Annotated in this window: 18 protein-coding genes, 1 other RNA gene and 1 riboswitch; of the genes, 7 read left to right on the forward strand and 12 right to left on the reverse strand. The window is 53.7% G+C overall.

Going from position 1 to position 22,634, the window contains the following annotated elements; translation table 11 throughout:
- The first annotated feature begins 32 nt into the window (after positions 1-32).
- The 4 genes from asnB to FGI41_RS08320 all read left to right on the forward strand — a co-directional run bounded on the left by asnB (position 33) and on the right by FGI41_RS08320 (position 4,985).
- The gene (gene asnB, locus FGI41_RS08305) at positions 33-1,877 is read left to right on the forward strand and encodes an asparagine synthase (glutamine-hydrolyzing) (RefSeq protein WP_139489484.1); all 1,845 of its coding nucleotides are present in this window, start codon (positions 33-35) and stop codon (positions 1,875-1,877) included.
- Between the two features lie 139 nt (positions 1,878-2,016).
- Positions 2,017-2,676: a phosphatase PAP2 family protein gene (locus FGI41_RS08310; RefSeq protein ID WP_139489485.1), complete on the forward strand. Its 660-nt coding sequence runs from the start codon at positions 2,017-2,019 to the stop codon at positions 2,674-2,676.
- A 64-nt stretch (positions 2,677-2,740) separates the two neighbouring features.
- Positions 2,741-4,228, forward strand: a complete 1,488-nt coding sequence (locus FGI41_RS08315; RefSeq protein WP_255298376.1) for a phenylacetate--CoA ligase family protein — start codon at positions 2,741-2,743, stop codon at positions 4,226-4,228.
- 214 nt (positions 4,229-4,442) lie between these two features.
- Positions 4,443-4,985: a hypothetical protein gene (locus FGI41_RS08320; protein ID WP_139489486.1), complete on the forward strand. Its 543-nt coding sequence runs from the start codon at positions 4,443-4,445 to the stop codon at positions 4,983-4,985.
- 159 nt (positions 4,986-5,144) lie between these two features.
- On the opposite strand, the gene thiC is transcribed toward FGI41_RS08320, so the two are convergent.
- The 5 genes from thiC to rnpB all read right to left on the reverse strand — a co-directional run bounded on the left by thiC (position 5,145) and on the right by rnpB (position 10,312).
- Positions 5,145-6,929, reverse strand: coding sequence for a phosphomethylpyrimidine synthase ThiC (gene thiC, locus FGI41_RS08325; RefSeq protein WP_139489487.1), 1,785 nt, complete (start codon positions 6,927-6,929; stop codon positions 5,145-5,147).
- A gap of 271 nt (positions 6,930-7,200) precedes the next feature.
- A riboswitch (TPP riboswitch) is annotated at positions 7,201-7,317 on the reverse strand.
- Positions 7,318-7,370: 53 nt separating this feature from the next.
- The gene (locus FGI41_RS08330) at positions 7,371-7,937 is read right to left on the reverse strand and encodes a GDYXXLXY domain-containing protein (protein ID WP_139489488.1); all 567 of its coding nucleotides are present in this window, start codon (positions 7,935-7,937) and stop codon (positions 7,371-7,373) included.
- The gene (locus tag FGI41_RS08335) at positions 7,934-9,220 is read right to left on the reverse strand and encodes a DUF2157 domain-containing protein (protein ID WP_176560185.1); all 1,287 of its coding nucleotides are present in this window, start codon (positions 9,218-9,220) and stop codon (positions 7,934-7,936) included. The genes FGI41_RS08330 and FGI41_RS08335 overlap by 4 nt, the downstream gene beginning before the upstream one ends.
- Entirely contained in the window at positions 9,213-9,686 is a 474-nt protein-coding gene (locus tag FGI41_RS08340) for a helix-turn-helix transcriptional regulator (RefSeq protein WP_255298377.1), read from the reverse strand. The genes FGI41_RS08335 and FGI41_RS08340 overlap by 8 nt, the downstream gene beginning before the upstream one ends.
- A 237-nt stretch (positions 9,687-9,923) precedes the next feature.
- Positions 9,924-10,312: RNase P RNA component class B (gene rnpB / locus FGI41_RS08345), an RNA gene on the reverse strand.
- Positions 10,313-10,518: 206 nt separating this feature from the next.
- Here rnpB and FGI41_RS08350 point away from each other — a divergent pair.
- The 3 genes from FGI41_RS08350 (at position 10,519) to FGI41_RS08360 (ending at position 12,068) form a co-directional block, all read left to right on the forward strand.
- Positions 10,519-11,112 carry a GNAT family N-acetyltransferase gene (locus tag FGI41_RS08350; protein WP_139489490.1) on the forward strand — a complete coding sequence of 198 codons (594 nt, stop codon included), beginning with the start codon at positions 10,519-10,521 and terminating at the stop codon, positions 11,110-11,112.
- Between the two features lie 100 nt (positions 11,113-11,212).
- Positions 11,213-11,518 (forward strand): HesB/IscA family protein, encoded by a 306-nt coding sequence (locus FGI41_RS08355; RefSeq protein WP_139489491.1) that lies wholly within the window; start codon positions 11,213-11,215, stop codon positions 11,516-11,518.
- A 16-nt stretch (positions 11,519-11,534) separates the two neighbouring features.
- Positions 11,535-12,068, forward strand: coding sequence for a gamma carbonic anhydrase (locus FGI41_RS08360; RefSeq protein ID WP_139489492.1), 534 nt, complete (start codon positions 11,535-11,537; stop codon positions 12,066-12,068).
- Between the two features lie 202 nt (positions 12,069-12,270).
- On the opposite strand, the gene FGI41_RS08365 is transcribed toward FGI41_RS08360, so the two are convergent.
- The 7 genes from FGI41_RS08365 to FGI41_RS08395 form a co-directional block, all read right to left on the reverse strand.
- A complete protein-coding gene (locus tag FGI41_RS08365; RefSeq protein ID WP_139489493.1) occupies positions 12,271-14,313 on the reverse strand; it encodes an ABC transporter ATP-binding protein in 2,043 nt (680 codons plus the stop codon).
- On the reverse strand, positions 14,310-15,200 hold the full coding sequence (locus FGI41_RS08370) for an energy-coupling factor transporter transmembrane component T family protein (protein WP_139489494.1): 891 nt from the start codon (positions 15,198-15,200) through the stop codon (positions 14,310-14,312). The genes FGI41_RS08365 and FGI41_RS08370 overlap by 4 nt, the downstream gene beginning before the upstream one ends.
- On the reverse strand, positions 15,197-15,922 hold the full coding sequence (locus FGI41_RS08375; protein ID WP_139489495.1) for an ECF transporter S component: 726 nt from the start codon (positions 15,920-15,922) through the stop codon (positions 15,197-15,199). Before FGI41_RS08375 ends, FGI41_RS08370 begins: the two co-directional genes overlap by 4 nt.
- Positions 15,919-17,043, reverse strand: a complete 1,125-nt coding sequence (locus tag FGI41_RS08380) for a DUF4430 domain-containing protein (protein WP_139489496.1) — start codon at positions 17,041-17,043, stop codon at positions 15,919-15,921. Before FGI41_RS08380 ends, FGI41_RS08375 begins: the two co-directional genes overlap by 4 nt.
- 160 nt (positions 17,044-17,203) lie before the next feature.
- Entirely contained in the window at positions 17,204-18,712 is a 1,509-nt protein-coding gene (locus FGI41_RS08385; protein WP_176560186.1) for an S-layer homology domain-containing protein, read from the reverse strand.
- 94 nt (positions 18,713-18,806) lie between these two features.
- Entirely contained in the window at positions 18,807-21,161 is a 2,355-nt protein-coding gene (locus tag FGI41_RS08390; RefSeq protein WP_139489498.1) for an S-layer homology domain-containing protein, read from the reverse strand.
- A 13-nt stretch (positions 21,162-21,174) separates the two neighbouring features.
- Positions 21,175-22,509: a prenyltransferase/squalene oxidase repeat-containing protein gene (locus FGI41_RS08395; RefSeq protein WP_139489499.1), complete on the reverse strand. Its 1,335-nt coding sequence runs from the start codon at positions 22,507-22,509 to the stop codon at positions 21,175-21,177.
- Between the last annotated feature and the right edge of the window lie 125 nt (positions 22,510-22,634).

Genomic DNA, 22,634 nt, shown 5'->3' on the forward strand with positions numbered 1-22,634 from the left:
AATATAGCTTGGAAATGGAAGGATGGAGAGCGATGTGTGGAATTACTGGTTGGGTCAATCTAAGACGAGATCTGTCACATGAGCGCCCGATTCTTACGGCGATGACCAACACGCTGACCAACCGTGGTCCTGACGCAGCAGGTGTTCATCTGGATACCCATGCCGCGCTCGGTCACCGTCGCTTGGCAGTCGTCGACTTGGAGGGTGGAGCGCAGCCGATGACCAGATACCGTGGGTCAACAGCTTTTACGATGGTTTATAATGGGGAGCTGTATAATACGGAGGACATTCGCCAGGAACTGCTGGCGCGCGGACATCAGTTCCGCTCGCACTCAGACACTGAGGTGCTGCTGATTGCGTATCTGGAGTGGGGCGCTGGTTGTCTGGAGAAGTTGAATGGGATCTTCGCCTTCGCGATCTGGAATCCGGATGAGAAAAAGCTATTCATGGCCCGCGACCGGATGGGGGTCAAACCGCTGTTCTATTCGCACCGTGGCGACGACTTCATGTTCGGTTCGGAGCTGAAGGCCCTGCTCGCACACCCCGATGTGAAGCCAGAGCTTGACCGTGAAGGCTTGGCCGAGATCATGATGATCTCCCCTGCCCGCACGCCTGGTCACGGGGTATTCCGCAATGTGCGGGAGCTGCGCCCTGGTCACTATCTGGAGCTGGACGCAGACGGTCTTACGATCAAGCCGTACTGGGCCTTGGAGTCCCGCGAGCATACGGATGATTTCGACACCACCGTCTCCACCATCCGTGATCTGGTGATCGACGCGATTGAGCGTCAGCTCGTATCTGACGTGCCGATTGCCACCCTGCTCTCAGGCGGCTTAGACTCCAGTGCGATCACCGCTGTCGCGGCCAATCTGTTCCGACGCGAAGGAAAAGGCAAGCTGCACACCTATTCGATCGACTATAAAGGCAACGATGAATTTTTCCAGTCGAGCACATTCCAGCCTGACTCGGATGCGGCGTGGATTAAGCGGGTGTCAGAGCATTTCGGCACCGTGCATCACGACATCCTGTTCGACACCCCCGAGCTGGTGGAAGCACTGAGGACAGCTGTATCAGCCCGCGATACACCGGGGATGGCCGATATCGATGCTTCTCTCTACCTCTTCTGCCGTGAAATCAAAAAAGATGTGACCGTGGTTCTCTCCGGGGAGTGTGCGGATGAGATCTTCGGCGGCTATCCATGGTTTCATCAAAAGGATGCACTCTACGCTGGCACCTTCCCATGGGCGCGGCAAAACGAGGAACGGGTCAAATGGCTCAATACCGACACCAAAGACTGGCTCAAACCCGACGAATATGTCGCCCGCCGCTATCAAGAAACGATCGCCGAAGTGCCGCGGCTCGCCGGTGAAAGTGAGCTGGAAGCCAAGCGGCGCGAGATGTTCTATCTCAACCTCAACTGGTTCATGAACACCCTCTTAGACCGCAAAGACCGTATGAGTATGTACGCCAGCCTCGAAGCCCGCGTCCCATTCTGTGACCACCGGATCGTCGAATACGTCTGGAATGTACCGTGGGAGATGAAGATGCACAATGGCCGCGAAAAAGGTATCCTGCGCAAAGCCCTCGAAGGCGTGCTCCCGGATGACGTGCTGTACCGCAAAAAAAGCCCGTATCCGAAGACGCACAATCCGGCCTATGCAGAAGCCACCCGCGACTGGTTGCTGCAGGTGCTTGATGATCCGAGTTCACCACTGTTGCAGCTGATCGATGTTGAGCACGTCCGACAAGTGGCCCACTCCGATGCCGCGGCTTCCGGTACACCGTGGTTTGGACAGCTGATGAGCAAGCCTCAGATGTTTGCTTATCTGGCGCAGCTGGATAAATGGCTGCGGGACTATAACGTACAGATCGTCTAAAGATGAGCGCCCTCTCGATCCGTTATCCACCACGGACGAGGGGCGTTTTTTCATGTTCCTAGGTTCCTGCTCTGACTAAATCCTCCTCCAACTGCTCACACTGGAAAAACAAAGACTACGGACGGAGAAGAAACCCACCATGAAAGAGAAGCAGCCCCTTTTCCCGCCCCTGCTACACGCAGGTCTTTTTACCTTGTCCTCACTGCTTGGCTTCATCATCATCTCGATCCTGACGGGGAATGATCTCTTGTCCGGCTGGGATCAGCAAATATCCGGTGCTATGGAAAACTGGCACGTACAAGAGCTTCTCTCGCTCATGCGGGTCTTCTCCTATATCGGATCGATGCCCAACGTATTCGTCATCCTGCCTGTCTTGTTCCTGATCTGCTGGATGATGACTGGGACTTGGGGCTGGTGGCGTTTTTATCTCACTGTTTTGCTCGGCTCTTATCTGTTCAACGAAATCGTCCGGTTCGTTTTCTTGCGTCCACGTCCGCCCCTTCCGGATATGGAGGTGGTCAACCGTCATGGGTTTCCAAGCAATCACGCGGTCGGGGCATTCGTGCTGTACAGTTGTCTGCTGTTGATTCTGTGGCCGCATGTTGGCACGGTGCGGGGCCGTATGTGGCTGGTGACAGCTTGCTTGGTCATGGTGGTTGTCATCAGCTTCAGCCGGGTGTTTTTGCATGTGCATTATCCAAGCGACATCCTGGGCGGCTGGCTGCTTGGGGCAAGCTGGCTGGGGTTGTGTCTGACATGGCAGGAGATCCAGCGGTTGCGCCAAGCCCGGGCGCATTAACCCTCCTTTTTCTGCCAATAATATAAGAAGCAATCCTGGTTCAATCAAGAAGGGAGTCTTTTTGGTGTGGCTAAACCGCTACTTCATCCGCCATCTGTACTGGCCGTTGATGGAACGCTATAAAGGAAATCGGATTCGTGCTTATCTCAAGGAGCTGCAGCATTGCCAAAAGCTCTCTCCTGAGATGCTCCGCGCCTATCAAGAACAAAAGCTGCGGGCGCTCCTGACTCATGCCGTCGAGCAGGTACCTGCGTATCAACCTTATCGAGAGCTTGTGCAGGCTGGATCAGGCAGTGTCTTCGAATTGCTGGCTCAGCTTCCCCCGCTGACCAAAGAGCATTTCAACTCTCATCGAGATACCTATCTGTCCCGTGACGCCCATCCAGAGCGGCTGATCTCCAACCGTACAGGCGGGTCGACTGGTGAACCGACGCTTTTTTACCTTGACCGTCCTACTGTCGAGCACTACGAGGCAGCGCGGTGGCTGGGCCTTAGCTGGCATGGGATCGGGATTGGCGACCCATCCGTGATGATCTGGGGTTCTCCGATTGAGCTGAATCAGTTGCAGTCCAAGCGCTACCTCTTCAAGGAACGCTGGCTGAAAAACCGGCTGATGATCCCGGCCTACCGCCTGCAGGAGCCAAAGCTGGATACCTATCTCCAACAGATTCGTCGCCACCGTCCGGCTTATCTCTATGGCTACGCCTCTGCACTCGCCCTGCTGGCTGAACTGATGCTGCGCAATGACCGCAAGCTTGGCTTTACACTCAAAGCAGTCGTCTCCACTGCCGAGACCCTCACCCCCAAGCAGCGGGATCTGATCGAGAAGGCATTTGCCACAACAGTGGTCAATGAATACGGTGCGCGGGACGGCGGTATCCTCTCTTATCAGTGTCAGGCGGGGCAGATGCATGTATGTTCCCCCAACTGTTATCTGGAGGTCGTCGATCTGGCCACAGGTCGCGCAGTCGAGCCAGGGCAGCGTGGTGCTCTGCTTGTTACCGATCTGAATAACCGGGTGATGCCGAGACTGCGCTATCAATTGGGCGATGTGGTCGCTTTTGCTGACTCTGGCTCTGGCTCTGGCACTGTTTCTGCCTCTTCCACCTGCCCCTGCGGCAATCCGTTCCCGGTACTTACGCATATCGACGGTCGAATCGACGACACCTTTGTCTCCCAATCCGGCGATTACGTGCACGGACACTTCTTCAATCATATCGCGCGCAATCTGGACGGTATCCGTGCGTTTCAGATCACACAGCATTCGCCTGATCATCTCACACTGAAGCTGGTGACGAACGAGGACTATACGCCTGAGATGGAAGCGGCTTTTGTCCATGAGATTCATCAGGTCTTAGGGGAATCGGTTTTGTTGCGTGTGAAGCATGTAGATCAGATCGCCCCCTCTGCATCGGGCAAAATCCGCTATGCAATCCGCGAGTTTCCACTGCCTGGTCCTGCCTCCTCGACAGGTGAGTCACCATCCATCCCGACGACGCTGCCAGAAGAGTTGTTCCCCGTCGCCGAAAACAAACCGATGGAGTTAGCCTGAACTTCTTTTGATAGAGGCAAGCCGAATTTCGTCCTGCTAAGCAAAAACCAGCCTCCTCTTCATTGAACTCACCCCAATTGTCGGAGACACCTAACAACTGGACGTGCGGTTCACATCGGACAGGCTGGTTTTTGGTGTTGTCAGCAGATGGAAGTAGCTAGTAAGATATAGGTAAAAATATTCAGTCGTCCATGAGCTGCATAGCAGGACGACCATGACAGGAGTTGTACAATACTGGCATCCCATTCCCGATCGAATTTCAAACACAATAGTGGTGGCGGTGCCGGTGATTAGCATGATGAAGATGAAACCAAAAGTGTTGCTCATCTACGGTGATGCTCTGCCACCTTTCCAACATATTCAAAAGATTATCAATACATATAACAAATACTTCCTCAATGATAGGGAGAACGGTGTCAGCGCTGATCAGTACTATGAAATCTGGATAACCGTACGCCATACTGGACGTTCTGGCAGAAAACAGCTTGATTACACGCCAACTGTCCCTGTCAAGATAGCGTTTCTGCCCAGATTCCTAGCTATTTTCGAAGCCTTAAAAGGAACGGTCCATCTATGCCAAACTAAGCACGAACATCCTACCATTGAGCTCTCAGGTATGGAATACGAGGGCTATTGTTATTATTTAGATAACGAAAAAGAAAAAATCATCTTCTACGAAAACCTCTGGACGAAGGTAGATGTGCAGGAAGATTCGGAGGAGGCTTTGGCCCGGCTGATTACATCCTGTCACGAATAAAGAATCATGTTTGCGAGAAACGAAACGGGACGAGAATCAGGCGTTCATCGTTGAACCTTCCTATCCCATGTTTGATTCATTCAATAAGCGGCAGACCGGAACATTTGGGCTATGTTCCAAGTCTGCCGCTTATCGTTATTGCACTTCCCTATTTTCCCTCTATTTCACGTAAATCTGACTCCCCGCTTCACGGAACTCCTGAGACTTCTCCTCCATCCCAGCTTGGATCGCCTCTTCAGACTCCAAGCCCTGCGTGGCCGCATACTCACGGATATCCTGCGTAATCCGCATCGAGCAGAACTTCGGCCCGCACATGGAGCAGAAGTGAGCGCTTTTTGCCCCCTCAGCAGGCAAGGTCTCGTCGTGGTACTCGATGGCCCGCTCCGGATCAAGCGACAGATTGAACTGATCATGCCAGCGGAATTCAAAACGTGCTTTGGACAAAGCGTCATCACGGATTTGCGCGGCAGGGTGGCCTTTGGCGAGGTCGGCGGCATGGGCGGCGATTTTGTAGGCGATTACCCCTTCGCGGACGTCCTCTTTGTTCGGCAGACCCAGATGCTCTTTTGGTGTTACATAGCAGAGCATCGCGGTGCCGAACCAGCCGATCATCGCCGCCCCGATCGCAGATGTGATATGGTCATACCCCGGCGCGATATCGGTCGTCAGCGGCCCGAGTGTGTAGAATGGAGCCTCATGGCAGATTTCCATCTGCTTGTCGACGTTCTCCTTGATCTTGTGCATCGGGACGTGACCTGGGCCTTCGATCATCACCTGGACGTCGTGCTTCCATGCGATCTTAGTCAGCTCTCCCAGCGTCTCAAGCTCAGCGAACTGTGCCTCGTCATTGGCATCGGCAATCGAGCCTGGGCGCAGACCGTCACCAAGGGAAATCGCCACATCGTATTGCTTGAGCAGCACGCAGATTTCCTCAAAATGCGTATATAAAAAATTCTCCTGATGATGCGCCAAGCACCATGCCGCCAGAATTGAACCGCCCCGGGAGACGATCCCAGTCACACGCTTGGCAGTCATCGGGATGTAGCGAAGCAGCACTCCCGCATGAATCGTAAAATAGTCAACGCCCTGCTCACACTGCTCGATCAAGGTGTCACGGTAGATCTCCCATGTCAGCTCCTCTGCCTTCCCGCCGACTTTTTCCAGTGCTTGATAGATCGGTACCGTACCGACAGGAACAGGGGAGTTGCGGATAATCCATTCGCGGGTGGTGTGGATGTTTTTGCCTGTGGACAGATCCATGATCGTGTCAGCACCCCAGCGGATGGCCCACGTCATTTTTTCCACCTCTTCTTCGATCGAGGAGGTGACGGCGGAGTTGCCGATGTTGGCATTGATCTTAACATGAAAATGGCGTCCGATGATCATCGGTTCACTCTCAGGGTGATTGATATTGACCGGGATGATCGCCCGCCCTGCGGCTACCTCGGCGCGGACGAACTCAGGGTCAAGCTTTTCGCGGATTGCGATGTATTCCATCTCAGGGGTGATGATCCCTTGCTTGGCATAATGCATCTGGGTGACGGCGCGGCCTGCTTTGGCACGGAGTGGGCGTGACTTCACATGCGGATATACCTCCCGATTGGCAAATGCGTCTGCGGCCTCGGCAGTCAGGCTTTTGCTCTGATACCCCTCGTCCTCTGGCTTCACTTCACGCCCTTGGTACTCCTCTACATCGCCGCGCTCCTGAATCCACTCGGCTCTGAGCTCTGGCAGACCACGTCGGATATCGACCTGATGCCCGGGATCGGTGTAGGGGCCGCTGGTATCATAGACTTGCACAGGTGCATTGGCTTCTTCGCCGTATCGGCCTGTGGACGGTGCCAGCGAGATCTCGCGTACGGGTACGCGGATATCGTCGCGTGAGCCGGTCAGATATACTTTGCGGCTGGCTGGAAAAGGTGTGATCGGTTGCATGGTAGACATGTGAGGAACCTCCTTGGGTTTTCACACTAGGGGACACAGTTGCAGGCCATAGCGGGAGTGAAATCAAAAAAGCCGGAGTCGCTTTGTTGAAAAAGGACCCCGGCTTTTCGTATCAGCTGGTTGTTGGGTGGCTTCACATCACAGGTGGACATCTTACTCTTATGTCATCCCCGTCTTATATGCGTCGTGGACAGTCAGCTCGATATCCATGTACCGTATCTGTACCATGAATCCTCACTGCCACGATTGACCCACCAAAAAACAGCTTCTCGTCTATGCCTATCTACTTTCCTACGCTGGTATTACCCAGATCAGGTCCCGAGGGTCTAAGGAACTTCATCGCGTTCCCATTCTCAGCTCAAGCTCTTGAGCACCCCTAGTAGTGAATGTGTAGTTTTTTCGTACGAGTGTTACCTTACACGATGTTGGTAAGAATTGCAATCATTTTTTTGATGTTTGCTTGTGAAGCTGGACGATTACCGCGTCACCGTTGCCGGAAGTGCGAAGCTCGACTTGATTATACATGTCGCGGTTGTCTTCGATCTCTCGGCCTGTATTCTCCGGCACATAATAGCGGTCAATCCCGCCGTAATTGACGAAGTACGCTTCGTCAGTGGCCCCAACGTATTGGATAGTCCCTTTTAGCACGGCTTGGTTCGGCTTCAACTCCGGCTTGTTCAGATAGATGCCGACTGCTTCGTGCCACGGGTTCTGTTTTTTCTCCAGCACGACGTAGACTTGCGTGGCGCGGTCGAAATAGTCTTGGCCCTTGGTGAGTGCCTTGATTTCGTCATCGATGACCGTTTTCTTATCGATTTCTTGGATCTCATAGCCGATAATCACGTAGTCCCCATAGAACAGGTCGGTCGGATCAATCGGCGCGGTCTTGAGCAGGACAACTTGCCCGTTCGCCTCGATGTAGTGATATTTCCCGACGATTGAGAACAGGATGACCAGCTGTAGGGCGACGATCAGCCAAAGACGAATGCTTTTCAGCTTTTGCATCATACCTGATCTCCCCCTTCCTTGGCTTCCTGTACCCACTGGCGGCGTTTGCGCTCGATGAAGTAGCTGAGCACGAGCAATAGCACCCCGCCGATGAGGAAGAACAAAGATTTATCCATGAAGTCCCAAGCGAGGTTGACATAGGCGATAAAGCAGGTGATACCGAACAGCACCGCCCCCACGTTGATACGGAAAATATCGCGCATCCGCTCGCCGCTCATGATCATCCCGAGCGTAAAGAGGAACAAAGCAAGCTGCTGGATCAGGTCTGCATACTCATAGACCCCCCGCGTGGCATACTCATCCGGTCTGACGCCAATTTCACTTGTCATAAACGTTACCGCATACATGGCCATCAGCGGTATAAACGGGATCAGATCGATCAGGCTGCCGAGCTGCTTTTTGCGCAATGCCGTGAAGATATAGGCAGCCATCAGAACAAGCATCACGACCCAGACAGAAACATCTGCCATGTTGGCATATGGCTGTATTTCATCAGCAAAAATGATCAGCATCGAGAACCCCATGATTCCGATATAGCCGGCCATCCGCAAGACTCCCGGGATCGGTGACGCTGTTGTTGGCAGCAGCTGCGCCAAGACGAGTGTCAACAGATACAGCGCCAGATAGGCCAATCCTTCACCCAGATCATTGATATCCACCATCGCCGCCCCCAGCACCGTAATCAGCGCAATCACGGTAAACCAGCGCGAACGGAATTTCCAGATGAGCGGCACCATCCCTACAGCAAACAACAGATAGTACAAGACGATATCCATCGTCTCACGGCGACTGTCAATTCCATACATCCCCGCCACTGCAAAAATCCCAAGCGCCATCACCGCAAGCGCACGAGAACGGTAATGCCATGCCACCAGCACCGCCCCGACGAACCACAGATAGAACGCCGTTGCCGGATTCGCGGAGAGATGATACATCTGCCCGATCAGGAAAAATCCAGCGCCATAAATCGCCACCCCAATGATGGCAAATGCGATTCCTAAGCGCTCATACGCTTTTTTGTGGAACCATTCTGCCGCCCCATACGAAGCGACCAGCGACACCACGATAATCCCGAGGCGTGCCCCGTGTGACATCCCATCCCAGTTGGACGCGATGAAGGTCAGCACGCTCAATGCGATTAGGACAGCTGCCAGAATCGGCAGCGTACTCATCCGTTTGCCCTGCGGATAGCGTGCCGTAATCTGGTTGTACTGCTCCTCGCTGATGACCCCCTCATCCCGCCATTTTTTCACTTCCTGAAGCAAAAAATTCAGGTTACTCATGCTGCTCCCTCCCTTTTTCCAGCTCTTGGAGCCGCGCGTACGACTCCTCTTCATCCATGCTGTAGTAGTGTAGATAATCCGCATGATCCAAAATCCGATAATGCCCGGTCAGCACATGCTTTTGCAGACAAAAGTGCGCTGTCTTCCGCATCTCATTCCACCACACCTTGCCGCCCATCGTCTTGTACCATGCCTTAGACGTGGTCTTCGTGGACACCAGGTCGACGATCTCCAGCACCGAATCCCCATACATCGACTGGATAATCTCCCCCCGGCGAAACAGGACAGCGATCAGGGCCGCCGCCGTAAAGTTGAGCGCCTGTCGTCCCTTCTCCACCTGCACCAGCGTCTTCTTGGAGAGCCCGACAATCTCTGCCATCCGGTCTTGGGTGTAACCGGCCTCGGTGCGGATCAATTTGCATTTTTCAGAGATCATGGCGGCGAATTGTTCTTGGGTAAATTCCATCTTAGCTGGCACCTCTCTATCGGGTTATCTGTTTGGACGCACGGGCATGCGAAAAAGTTACACGCTGGCCTAATGGTGTAATTTTACACAAAACGAGAATTTATGTACACAAAATTTTCCAAACCAATCGGATTGTATGCAGGCCGCATAACGAAAAAAACCGCCTCTTCCGAAGATCAGAAGAGACGGTTTTTTCTATCAGCAAGTGTGATTGATTATAAACGTGACAGCAAAAGATGCTATAAGCCAGGTTCTGTACTCCCGTGCTTCAAACGGGTCCTACCCTCGCACTAAGAGTGATAGCCATCTATCTATGGTGATGACTCACCATCCATCCCTTCAGTTGAATTCCCTCGGGATGGTTCCCCTACCAAATTTGGGTTTCTCGCTCGCAGGGTTTACCGCGTTCCATCTCCCCTGTCGCCAGGAGAGCTACGTTTCTGTGGCACTTTCAGCGTACTCGGGTCTCAGGGAGAACCCTTTCCACGCCGTCAGCCCAGCCGAAGCCGAACTGCCCTGGTTTGCACCAGGTACGAACACTCCAAGCATCTCAGCTTGGGCGAGCCTGGACTTTCCTCTATCGTCGATCACCACGAGGGTGACCACGACAGCGACTATCCACATCTTTTGCTGTTGTCTTGTTGACAATGATTAATCTATCACATCCGATACAGCTGGGTCAACCGCGTTCTGCTGGCAAACATGGGATTTTGTGCTTGTCACGGGATTGCGAGAGATTTATAATGATATCCTTGCACAAAGATACGTACGGAAAAAAGAGCCGGATGAGCGCGTTACGGGCGTGTCTGGCCCTACTGAAAGGATGATCGTGATGAGTGAGAATACCAGCCTGTTTGAGACCCAATTGATCGGAGAACGCGTCACCCTGCGGCTGTTGACGCGTGAGGATGCGCCTGCCTATCTCGATTATCTGAAGCGCAATGCCGGATTCCACGAGCCATACTCCCCGATTCGCGGCGATAACTACTATACGATGGAGACCGCGATGAATCTGGTCGATCAGGTCCAGCGTGTGACCAATGATCAGCAGTATACGTTCGGGATCTTTGCCAAAGGGACGGGCCAGCTGATCGGTAAGCTCAATATCTCCAATATTACGCGCGGAGCATTCCAGAATGGATTCTTCGGCTATGATATGGATGAAGCACAGCAGGGTCGCGGCTATATGACCGAAGCGGTGAAGCTGGCGACTGGGTTCGCCCTGTATGGCTTGGGGCTTCATCGTCTTCAGGCATCCATCATGCCGCGCAACATCGGTTCGCAAAAAGTAGTAGAGCGCGTCGGCTTCGTGCGTGAGGGCTTCGCGGAGAATTATCTTTATATCTACGGGGTGTGGGAGGACCATTTTCTCTATGCCATCACGCTGGAGCGGTATGAGCAGCTGTATGGGAAAAGAGAAAGATAGGCACATACGCTTGGTTTATAGTACAATGAAAGAGTTGACCAAGACATCAGCCAAGATTTGACCATATACATACACAGCCTACTTCACAGGAGGGTGGCAGATGCTCACGATTACCCCGCTGGCGGCGGCACGCTTACATATGCTGATCCAACAAGAGCCGGATGCCGACGTGCTTGGCATCAGCGTACAGGTGGTCACGACCGGCTGTTCCAGCTTTTCGTATAACATCACGATGACCGAGCGCGGCCCACGCGATGAGTGTGAGGAGATCGCCGGACTTTCCCTCTTCTATCAAATCACCGACATCCCGCTGATTCAGGGACTGGTGATTGACTTTGACAAAGAGACAGGACGCTTCCACATTTTCAACCCGAACCCACCTGCGGCAAGCTGTCCGATTGGATAAAAAGGAGGAACTGCACATGCTGGTATTACCTTTTGATGGAAAAGAACCGATCATTCACGAATCCGTCTTTCTCGCACGCGGCTCAGTGGTCTCTGGTGACGTCGAGATTGGCGAAGACAGCCAAGTCTGGTACAACACCGTCATCCGCGGCGATATCGCTCCGACACGTATTGGCCGTCGTGTGAGTGTCCAAGACAACAGCACCCTGCACCAGAGTCCCAACAGCCCCCTGATCATCGAGGATGAGGTAATCATCGGACATAATGCGGTTCTGCACAGCTGCATTGTGCGTCAAGGCGCATTGATCGGGATGGGTTCCATCGTGCTGGATGGTGCAGAGATCGGCGAAGAATCCATGGTAGCGGCAGGTGCGCTCGTACCTCCAGGCATGAAAATCCCACCACGCTCGCTTGTCGTCGGCTCCCCTGCGAAGGTGAAGCGTGAATTGAGTGAAGATGATTTTAAGGAGTTCAGACGGATTCGCCAGTCTTATGTGGACAAAGGAAAGATCTACCGTGAGCTGGAAAAGAATCCGATAGAGCGTCCGTAAGTATAGATAGGTCAGCAGAAAAAAGAAGTGGGTATCCCTGATCATTGGGGACACCCACTTTTTTGATTACTTTTTATTCTGGTTGTCTGTACATCCATACGAATTTCCTGATTGTTAGCCTATCGTATTGTATGCCCGTTTATTTTTCTGTTTATTTACCTACACACATTCATACTGTTACTCTACACGTTCTGGAGCTCTATCATCGAAACACCTTATGCACCTGCGGCATATAGGCAAAAGACTGACCAAACACCTCATCCGGCTCACCATCTGCCACCACCTGCCCTTGGAACAGCACCGTCACCCGGTTAGCATAGGTCGCAGCAAACTCCACGTCGTGTGTGATCATCAGCACGGCCTTCATCGGCAAGGTATGTAGCAGGCGGCACAGGTTTTCTTTTTGCGCCAAATCCAGACCGCGTGTCGGCTCATCCAGCAGCAGCACGTCGGGCTTGCCCGCCAGCACGATCGCCAAGGCCAGCCGCTGACGCTCTCCCCCGCTTAGGTCGTGTGGATGACGGTAACGGTAGGCAAGCAGTCCAAAGGTGTCGAGCAGGCTGACCAGCTCTATCTCCTGCTGCTCTTTTGGCACGTCCAGCCTCGTCAGCGTGAACAGAATCTCCGCCTCCACCGTGTCATGCAGAAAATAATCGTTCGGGTTCTGCGACAGGTAGCCGATCCGTCTCCACGCCTGCTGCCAAAAGTCTGGGCGAATCGGTTCATTGTTCCACATCAGCGTTCCGGTGGTGGGAGTGATGACTCCAGCCAACAGCTTGGCCAGTGTGCTTTTGCCGGCTCCGTTCTCGCCGAACAGTGCGATGCGGTCATGTTGATGGAGCGTGTAGGTCAGATCGCGGATAATAGGCTGGTGTGGGTCGTAGCCTGCTTGGGCTTTGGTGATGGTGAGGATTGGTTGGTTCGGTTGTGATGTGTGGTCGGGCTTGTTTTTTGTAAAAAGGCTGGTGAGCTTGCTCCAGAAGGTTTGGCCTGTGGGTGACGGGGTGGCATGATTGTGGTTAGGATGGTTCGATTGTGTCTGATTTCGTTGAGCTTGATTTGGAGGGGCTTGATTTGGTTGAATCCGATTTGGATGAGCCTCACTTGGCCCTTCCTGATCTGCTCCACTCTGCTTCGTAACCAGCCTATGGGTGACTGACTTTTCACCCGTAGCACCTGCTTTTGTTACGACAATATTTCCCGATGTAATACTTTCTTTCTTCACAGCGCTTCCAGTTTTCCCCGTCTCATCGACGCCACTCCACTGTTTACCACCCGCACGCAATATCGCCCGCGCGTCTTTTACTGTCAGTGGAATCTTTTGCCGATGCGACTTGCCGTCAGCTACTGTCGTAGTTCCCTGGACAGCAGAAGCACTTCCATCCTCGACTCGTGCGACAGTAGCTACACTTCCACCCTCCACTCGCGCAACAACAGAATTCCTTCCACCTTCCACTACCTGCTCACCCCAGCCCTGCCCAAGCGCATACCTCGCCACCGGCGGCAAGAACGCCTGCCACTCCTTTTTCTCCTCCTGCGCCCGCTGCACGAAGCCATCCCTTGACCCGTTATACACAAGCCGTCCTGCCTCAAACAGCAGAATCCGATCGGCCACATGAAAACACCGCTCCACCCGATGCTCACTTAGCACCACGGTCAGCCCCCAGTCTTCATTAAGCCTGCGCAGCGCATGCAGCACCTCTTCGGCATGGATCGGGTCGAGCTGTGATGTCGGCTCGTCCAACAGCAAGCCCTGCGGAAAAGGGGCGAGGACACTGGCGAGCGCCACCCGTTGCTTCTGACCTCCACTGAGTGTCACGATCTTTTCCTGCAAAATAGGGCCCAGACCAAACAGCTGACTGATCTCCGCCAGCCTGCTTTTCATCTCGGCGAGTGGATTGCCCAGATTCTCCATGCCAAACACCAGCTCACGCTCCACTGTTGCCAGAAGCAGCTGCCGTTCCGGGTCTTGGTTCAGAAAGCCAAGCCTCGACACGATCTCCTGCTGGCTCAAGCCAGACAACGACCGTCCCTCCAGCTCTACTTCGCCCCTGATCGTTCCTCCGTAAAAGCGCGGCACCAGTCCGTTCAATGCACGTAAAAATGTCGACTTTCCACTGCCGCTGTTGCCGAGCAGCAGCACGAATTCACCCCGCCCGATCTCTGCGGTCACATCTGTCAATGCAGGCTCTGACGCCTCCGGATATTGATAGGTCAGGTTCTCTATGCGTATAAATTCACTCAATCCGTATTCCTCCTGCCAAGCCACATCAGCGGGATACTCCACACCGCCGCAAGTACAGCCAAAAACATCAAATCGCCCACCCAGTCATACCAGATCAACTGTGGATAAGTAGCGAATCTGCCAAAATCAAGCCCCCAGCCAAACATCGTCAACCCAAAGATCCCGACGATGACAAACAGCACCAACTTTTCATGATCCAGCATCTCAACCGAGCGGTAAAAGCTCCGTCTGCCACTGCCAAAACCGCGGGCGTACAGCGATTCGGCCGTCATCCACGAACCCTCCAAGGATGACAAAAGCAACGGTTTTAGCAAAAACTGCCCGTAGGCAATCCGCTCCTTAAAGGTTGGGTTGGCACTCGGATAGATCCCCCGTGTCCGCGCCACCTCAGTGATCCGCTGCAGCTCTCCCGCGAGAAACGGAAACAGCCGGATCGCCATCACCGAGGTGATCACGAAGCGTGGCGCGATGCGGGCGAACTGGAACAAAAAGCGGTCATGATCGACAAACCACTGATACGCCATCGTCCCAAACAGCATCACCAGCAGACGCAGATTGGAGAGAGCGGCATACACCACTTCCTCCAGCGTCAAATCCAGCCGTCCAATGACGGGAACCAGCGGACCTTTCCACAGAAACGTGACGCCATTGCTTGAGAACAGCGGGCCGACCAAGAAAAACATCCCCATAAAGACAAGGCCCATTCCCAAAAACGGAAGCACCCGCCGAAGACATCCTTCGATCTGAAGCCACACCGCCAAAAAGACGAGCTGTCCCACGAGCAGCACAGGACTGTCCCACAGAAACGCCGTGATCACATGGGTCAAGATGAGGGCCAGCACGACGCCGGGATGTACTTTCTGCCACCGGGTCTCTACATTGGTCATAAGGCTCGCTCCTCCTTGACTCCAGCAATCTCTCTGGGCTTCTCCACCGACGATAAGGCCGCCGCCTGTACCACAGATTCTCTCGTTGTCACCAGCTTCCGGTGATAACGGGCAAAAATCCGCGCAAAACTCACCGCAAACAGCGAAGCAAATACAAAATTGCCTACCGCATGAGCCGTATCAAAGCTGAAGCTGCTCACATATGCACCAAAAAACGTGCCCCAATTGGCATATTTCCCTTGCGAAACAATATACCAAAGATTCATAATCCATCCGAACAGATAACCCCACAAAGCACAGAACAGGACGAACGTCCACTTTTTCGCGGTGGTGGCGAGGAGCGGACGAAGGACTGTATCCTCCCCTTTTCGCTCCATTACCTTGCCCAATCCCCCGCCGAATGCTCCTGCCAAGCCCCAGCTCAGCATCTGCCACAGCGTCCACGGCCCCTGCCCGAAATACATATTGGACAGCACAGCCGCAATCGCCCCGACCAAAAATCCGACACGCACACCGAATACGTACCCCGAGAGCATCACGAGAAAGGTCGTGGGCTGCACATTAGGCAAAAAGCCAAACGGAATCCGCGCAACCGCCGCAACCGCACCCAATGTGGCGATGACGGCGAGCTTTTTCTCATCCGTTTTGCTTTTCTCAAACCAGATCAGCACCAGCGCAAACAAGCTGGCGATGCCAATCAATAAGCCAAGCGACAGACTCATTGCTGTGTACCGTTACCGGCCAATACCGGCAGACGAACAGATTGAGACGGGTGGCCTTCGAACAGGACTCCGACATGTGCGTACCATTTCGGTGCCGCAGGCTGTTCACTTGTATGGAACGCTTCTGCTGCCACATCGACACCCTCCGCGCCTGTACCTGCGACGATCCAGAGTGGCATCCCACTGTACGGATTGGTCGCGCTGATGATCGCTCCTGTATTTGGCTCTGTATAGGTCTTCACCTTTTTACCGTGGCTGTCATAGCTTGTGATGCCTTCCGCAGTCAGATCGACGAGCAGTCCCACACTCCCCTTGTCTTGGGAGATCTCCTGCAAAAAGGCTGACGATGCCAAGCTCTTGCTGTCCCCTACCACGATGACGGTACTGTCTGTGTCGGTTTGGAAGCGGTTTTCGTCCCACGCTGCCGCTGTTACCGACTGACCGCGTACCTTGCTGATCGCCTGTGCGACCTGATCTGCCTGCTTTTCAAAGCCTTTTGCCGCCATGATCACAAGCGGTGCCGGCTGTTCCTGACCACGCGGGACGAACGGATGCGGGTAGGCAGCAGCAATCGATTTGCTGTCAAAGGTACCCTCGCCCCACTCATGATAGTCCCACCAGATCACATCGCCTGTTGCAATCGGGTACTCACGCGCACCGACATCAGCCATCCGGCCATTGACATAATAGAACCAATCCTGCTTTTTGCTGCTGGCATCTCCCGGCTTATATGTGGAGGCAAGCCCCAGTATCGAATCGACAAAACCGCCGCCATAGCTGGTCTTCACCTCTTTTACCTGTCGGGTGAGCACATCCATCACCGTGTCATTGGCTTCGATTGGGACTACCTTGGCGAACAGGGTGTGATGACCATAATCGCGTGTAACCCAAAGATGCGCATACGGCTTATCAGCAGGCCATTGCTCGATTTGTGCCTGCAGCTCTTTTGGCATATTCCCAGCAGACGTCTGGCCCTTGCCAGTTGATGTGGCACTGCCTGCTTCGGTGTTGCCCGCTTGGGTCTGTGTGCTTTTACCCGATCTGTATTCAAAAAGAGCGTAGCCTCCACCTGCGAACAGGATGATTGCGAGCGAGAGCAGAAGCCATTCTTTCCACTTCATTGTATGGGTTCACCTCTTGTAAAAAGTTCTGGGTGCTCGTAGTAAGTTTAGGGTGCTGGTAAAAAGTTTGGGGTGTGATGGGCGAGTATTTCCCGGTAAATAATGCGTTACTCACTTTTTGCCCAGTAACACAGCCTTACCGTACCGTGTCTACACACCCCTAGCGAGTAGCAAGTAGACGATACAGCATCACCGACGCCTCGGCGCGCGACACATTCGCCTTTGGACTGAACTTCTTGTTCGCTGTCCCGCCAAGCAGGCGGCGCGTCTGCAAGTCTTGAACGCCGGTCTTGGCCCATGGACTGACTTGACTCCATGTTACCGTTACCGAAGCGGCAGAAAAACCCTTCTTCCAGCCGTATTTCTTCGCTACACGGGAGGAGATCGTCGCCATCTCTTCATGGGTAATCGGGCTGTTTGGGCGGAACTGGCTGGCACTGCCTTGCATCAGACCGAGCGCAGCTGCTTTTTCCACCGTGCCTGCAGCCCAGTGTGAGGCTGGTACATCCCGGAACGTACCTTTGCCCTTGGTATTGGGCATCTCACCAATCGCACGCAACAGAAGCGCGGCGAATTGAGCGCGGGTTACCTGTGCATCGGGCTTCATCTCGCGCGGTGTCATCCCGGTGATATAGCCGTTTTTGACCAAGTAGCTGATCTCAGGGTATGCCCAGTACGAGCGGGACAAGTCACTGAGACGGACCACTTTGCTTGTACCAGACTGTTCACGCAGCCATGGTACATAGGAGGTGCCGCGTTTGATATCAGCCAGACCGATCAGAGCCTGTGCTGTCGCTATCCGGTTGCCGCCCCCGCCCTTGGTGTGGCTGAAGGAGCCGTCCGTTTTTTGGAAGGTCAAAAGATTATCCAGCAGGTCGCTGTTGCCTTTGACCCATGCCTGCGGATTTTCGCCCCATGCGATACAGGCAGAGATAACATTGGCGACGGACTCGGTATTACCTGTCCCGCCTTCGCGGAATCCACCGTCTGTTGCTTGTTTTTGCTTGAGAAAAGCAAGCGCTTTGCTTACCGCTGGATCACTTTTGCTCATGTTCAGTGCCTTGAATGCCAACAGAGCCATCGCGGTCATGTCGATGCCACCTGTTTTGCCTGTGGTGTCGAACTGGTAGCCGCCGTCTTTGAGCTGCTTGGAGACGAGCCAGGCTTTTGCCAAAGTGGCACGCGGGATTTGTTCACCCGCCACGTAGCAGGCAATGATGCTCCAGATGTGCGCATTGACCAATCCTTGCCCCTGTCCGTCGATGCTGTCGGCGAATTTGCCGTTGGTCAGTTGGGCACGTTTGAGCCGATCGATCAGATTTTGACCGCCGAGGTTGGTCGGGTCGTAGCCTGCCGCCACTACGGTCACGATAAAACGGGCAAAATCGGTGGTTTTATGTGGGTCAAGCGCCTTGGCGCGTTTGATCAATTCGCTCTCCCAGACCGTGCCGCCCCATTTGGCAGAATTGATCTTTTCACTCACAGCGGCCAGACCGATCACCGACCAGTCGTCGATGGCAGTGACCCCTTTTGTTTTGTATTGGCCGGACAGATAGGTGACGGTTTTGCTTGCCGCTTGGGTGGCTTGCGGTGCGCTTGCAGCCGCCGGGGAGATGATCAGGCTCGGAATGATTGTGAGAGCCAGCAGACTCGAATAGATGCGTTTCATCACTGGAACACTCCTTGCTTCTTCTTTGTAAAACGGCAAAAGTAGGTCGGAAAAAAATCCGCCTACTCTGCCTGATCGTATCGGTTTGTCAAAATCAGTGGTTGTTGGTGCTATGGATAAAGACATCTAAATAGTAGCGATAGAGCGCCGCTGTCGCCTCCGCACGGTTCATCCCCGCCGCAGGGTCAAAGCTTCCATCGACACGGCCTTTGAGCCAGCCTCGGGATGCGGCCAGTGTGACCGCCTGCTTGGACCAGGATGGGATGAGGGCTTCGTCGGTGAAGCTGGTGGGTTTAGTCGAAGCAGACGTTGAGCTTGAAGTTGCTGTTGCGGTTGAATCCACAGTCGCACTTGAAGACTCAGTCGCAACTGAACTCGCAGTTGCGGTTGATGCGCTCACACCTGGAGCAGAATTCACTGCTTTTTGCTGTACCTCATAAGCCCGCGCCAGCATCACGGCGAACTCCGCACGCTTGATCGTCTGATTCGGAGCGAAGGTGTTGGCGTTGCGTCCACTTGCCCAGCCGCTTTTTACAGCCTGGGCCACATATGGAGCATACCAGCTGTTGGATGGTACATCGGTAAAAGCGATCGGTTTAACCGATTGTGTGGTTGCGAGCGAAGCCGCCGTAGCCTTGCCCAGTCCATCCGTCCCGCCGTTTTCTCCGCTTACGATGCGCGACAGCATCGCCACCATCTCCGCACGTGTCACCGCTTTGGATACCTCGAACGAATCGGATGTCATCCCTTTTACGATACCAAGCGCAGACATCACGGCAATCGGCTCCTGCGCCCACTTCATCTCTTCCGGCAGCATGATGACATCCCCGAAGCTATGAGCATGCGAGATCACGACGAAATCACCAGATGTGGTCCCATCGAGTACCACTCTGCTCTCATCTGCCTGTGACTTGACGGTTGCCGGGTGCCACGCCTCCCCTTCCTTGCTGCGGGTAAAGGTGATCGGCCAGGCCTGATCCATCAGGGCACCAGTCAACGGCACATAGGTGCGGGTGGTGACCCATTCCGGATGATCCACTTCTACATGATAGGTCGGAGTCAGCGGCACCGGGGTGTCACCCGTGGTTGGCTGCCATGCTTCCAGTTGGGCGGTCTGTTCCTTGTCATCATAGAGGCGATAGTATATTGACAAGCTTTTGTCGATCTCGATGCCCTGCTTTAGCGTCCATTCACTGCGAAGCTTCGGTCCGAGAATCGCCAAGTGGATGCCTTGCTCCTGCATGCGTTTTAATGAGTCGGCAGAGATGACCACCTGCCACTTCTTTACGTCGTCGCTCTCTTCAAAAGGAATCACGACATAAGGCTTTAGGTCTTGGAGCAAATGCTTATACAGCTTGGAGCTCTCCAGCATCTCCTCCAAGCCTTCGCGGACTTTTTCCTGCTCCTCGATCAGTTCTTTGGTCTCCAGAGAAGAGAGCTCTACCATCAAAAAGTTGCCGGATGCCGTCTTGTCGTACTCCTTTTTCTCCAGAGCCGCCCCTTGCTCGTAAGCTGCCTGCAGGAACTGTGCGACATCCTCGGTGTAGTCGCCCCGTTCGCTGTCCTCCATAGATGCCAGATCCCAGAACATGGTGTTGGCGATATGGAGAATCTCCTCATGCCCATCGGCAAATGCAAGAGCGTTGAACGCACGTGAGATGATCGACTCGTCGCTCGTCTTATACACAAGACGGTTGCCGCCCACATCAGAGCCTCCAGTAGCTCCCTCCGATTTCCCGAAGTCCATCGTATAGAGGAACTCTACCTTGTCACCAGTCTCCAGCAGATAACGGTCAACCGGCATCTGCGGGCTTTTCCCGTTCACCTTGTAGACCCAGCCGCTGCCTGGTCCATGCTCGAACTCGGTCAGACCGTCAATGCTTTTGATATAGACATCACGTCTGTCTTCTTCCGGGTCGATCACTTCATAATCGATCTTTTTCTGGGTCAATACGGTCGTTAAGAGGTCATACACAGACGAGCCCTTGCTCATGCTCTGCTGGGTACGCGCGACGAGCTCTTCGCTGTCTTCGCCAACGACTCGGAGCGAGACCTCCAGCTTTTTCTGCGGTTTGCTGCTTTCTTCTTTGATCTCAAACTCTTTGGAATAGATACCCTCGCCGTATAGGGTGGCTACTGCTGTCCCTTCAGCCGTCCAGCGTGGCAATTCGATGGAGAGTTGAAAAGCACCTCCCCCACCTGCCACTTCGGTAAAGTAGAGGATTTGTCCCTTCTCGTCCTTTACCAACAGAGGAACACGCTGCGGGTCAAGCGCTCCCGTCTCGCCCCAAATGGTAAGCGTTTCCTTGTTCAATTTCACTTCAAAAGAGGCTGGTTTTCCCGGTGCAGTCTGTTCGAAAGAGGCGGCCTGTGCCCCTCCCGCTGGCTGAAATCCGAGCAACAGCAGCGGCAGGAGCAACAGCACTACCCATTTGTTAAAACGAATCATGGTGAGTCCTCACCTACTTCACGGTCAGCGCGAATTGGATTGGTTCTTTGGCTACTTCAGGCTTTTCCCCGAGTCCGTACCAGAAATTCACTTCCACGGTATAATCCCCGTTATCAAGTGTCAGACCCGCTGTTACTTGATCCAGAGCGCCTTTTCCTTCTACGATGGCGACTGCTGCCACTTCTTTGCCTTTCATCGCTTTCACAAGCACGGCGAGTGGCTTTTCTTCTGTCGCCGGGATATTTTTCACGTTGAGGCGTACGTAGACTTGCTCGCTGCTCACGGTGAATACGTTGTTGGACGCGGTTACGCCTTTGTTCTTGAGCAGATTATCGATACCGTCGAACACTTGCAGGGTTCCGTCATTTTTCACGGTTGGCAGATATTTTTTCAGGGCTGCTTTTTCTTTATCGGTGAGGATTTCGTAGAGCGGGCTTGCTTGTTTGAGAGAAGTCAGCGCGATCAGAGCTTTTTCGGTTGTGAAGGCGCTGGATTCGCCGTTGGAATACGGGCTTTTGAAACCGCCGTCAGCCACTTGGTGGGACAGGACGAACTTGACGCTGTTGCTCCATGGTGCTTCGTATACGTCTTCTTCTGCGCTGACCAGACCGATCAGCACTTCGAGGGTCGTATCAGGGCTTTCTACATCCCAGGAGGTGTAGGAACCATTTTCGTTTTGCGCATCAGCGAGCTTCGCAAGGATTTCTGCTTTGGCTTCGTCGACGCCGTCTACATCACCGATGAACGGCAGGACGTTGAGCATGAATGCTTCCTCGTCGATGGATTGGAATTCTTTGTAGCGCTTGAGGATGAATTCAACCGCTTGGGCACGGTCATAATCCTGATAGCCGTACATTTCGAAGGCGATGATGGAGAGACCTTGGTTGAAGATGGTATAGGTGTCATCTCCCATGCGGCCGTTCTCTTCCTGTTGCTTGGCGATCAGCTCAAACAGGTTCATGCCGTTAAAATTAGCTGGATCATAGCCGTTTTTCATCAGACCGATGGCAAGCTTCGCGAGGTTGCCCGGCTGTTGGTTTTTCTCGTCTTTGATCGCGGTTGCCCAGTAATCGAGGACGGATTTTTTGGATTTGTCGAGCCATTTGGTGCTGGTCAGCTTCTCACCAGCTGCCGGAAGACCGATTAGCTCCCAGTCGAAGCTTTTGAATTCGTAGCTGCGGTTGCTTTTGTAGTAATATTTGACCGCCTTTTTCATGCTGGTGTAGACCTGTTGGTTCAGGTCTTCCGCCGCCTGTGCGGTGCTTGTGATCATAAAGGAAGAGACAAATAAGCTGACGATGAGGGCCAATGAGATGGCTGGTGACCATCTGCGAAGAGTAAGTTGCATTTTCGGGTATCGCTCCTTTGCTGAGTTTCCCTGACACGTGAAAAGACCCCCTCTGCAATAACGCACAAGGGGGTCGAGATGGCACCGGGAGAACAGGCCCACAGCAACGCCCCTTTTGTCCGCCC

Source organism: Brevibacillus dissolubilis (genome assembly GCF_006170445.1).
In the GTDB taxonomy this organism is placed as follows: Bacteria; Bacillota; Bacilli; order Brevibacillales; family Brevibacillaceae; genus Brevibacillus_B; species Brevibacillus_B dissolubilis.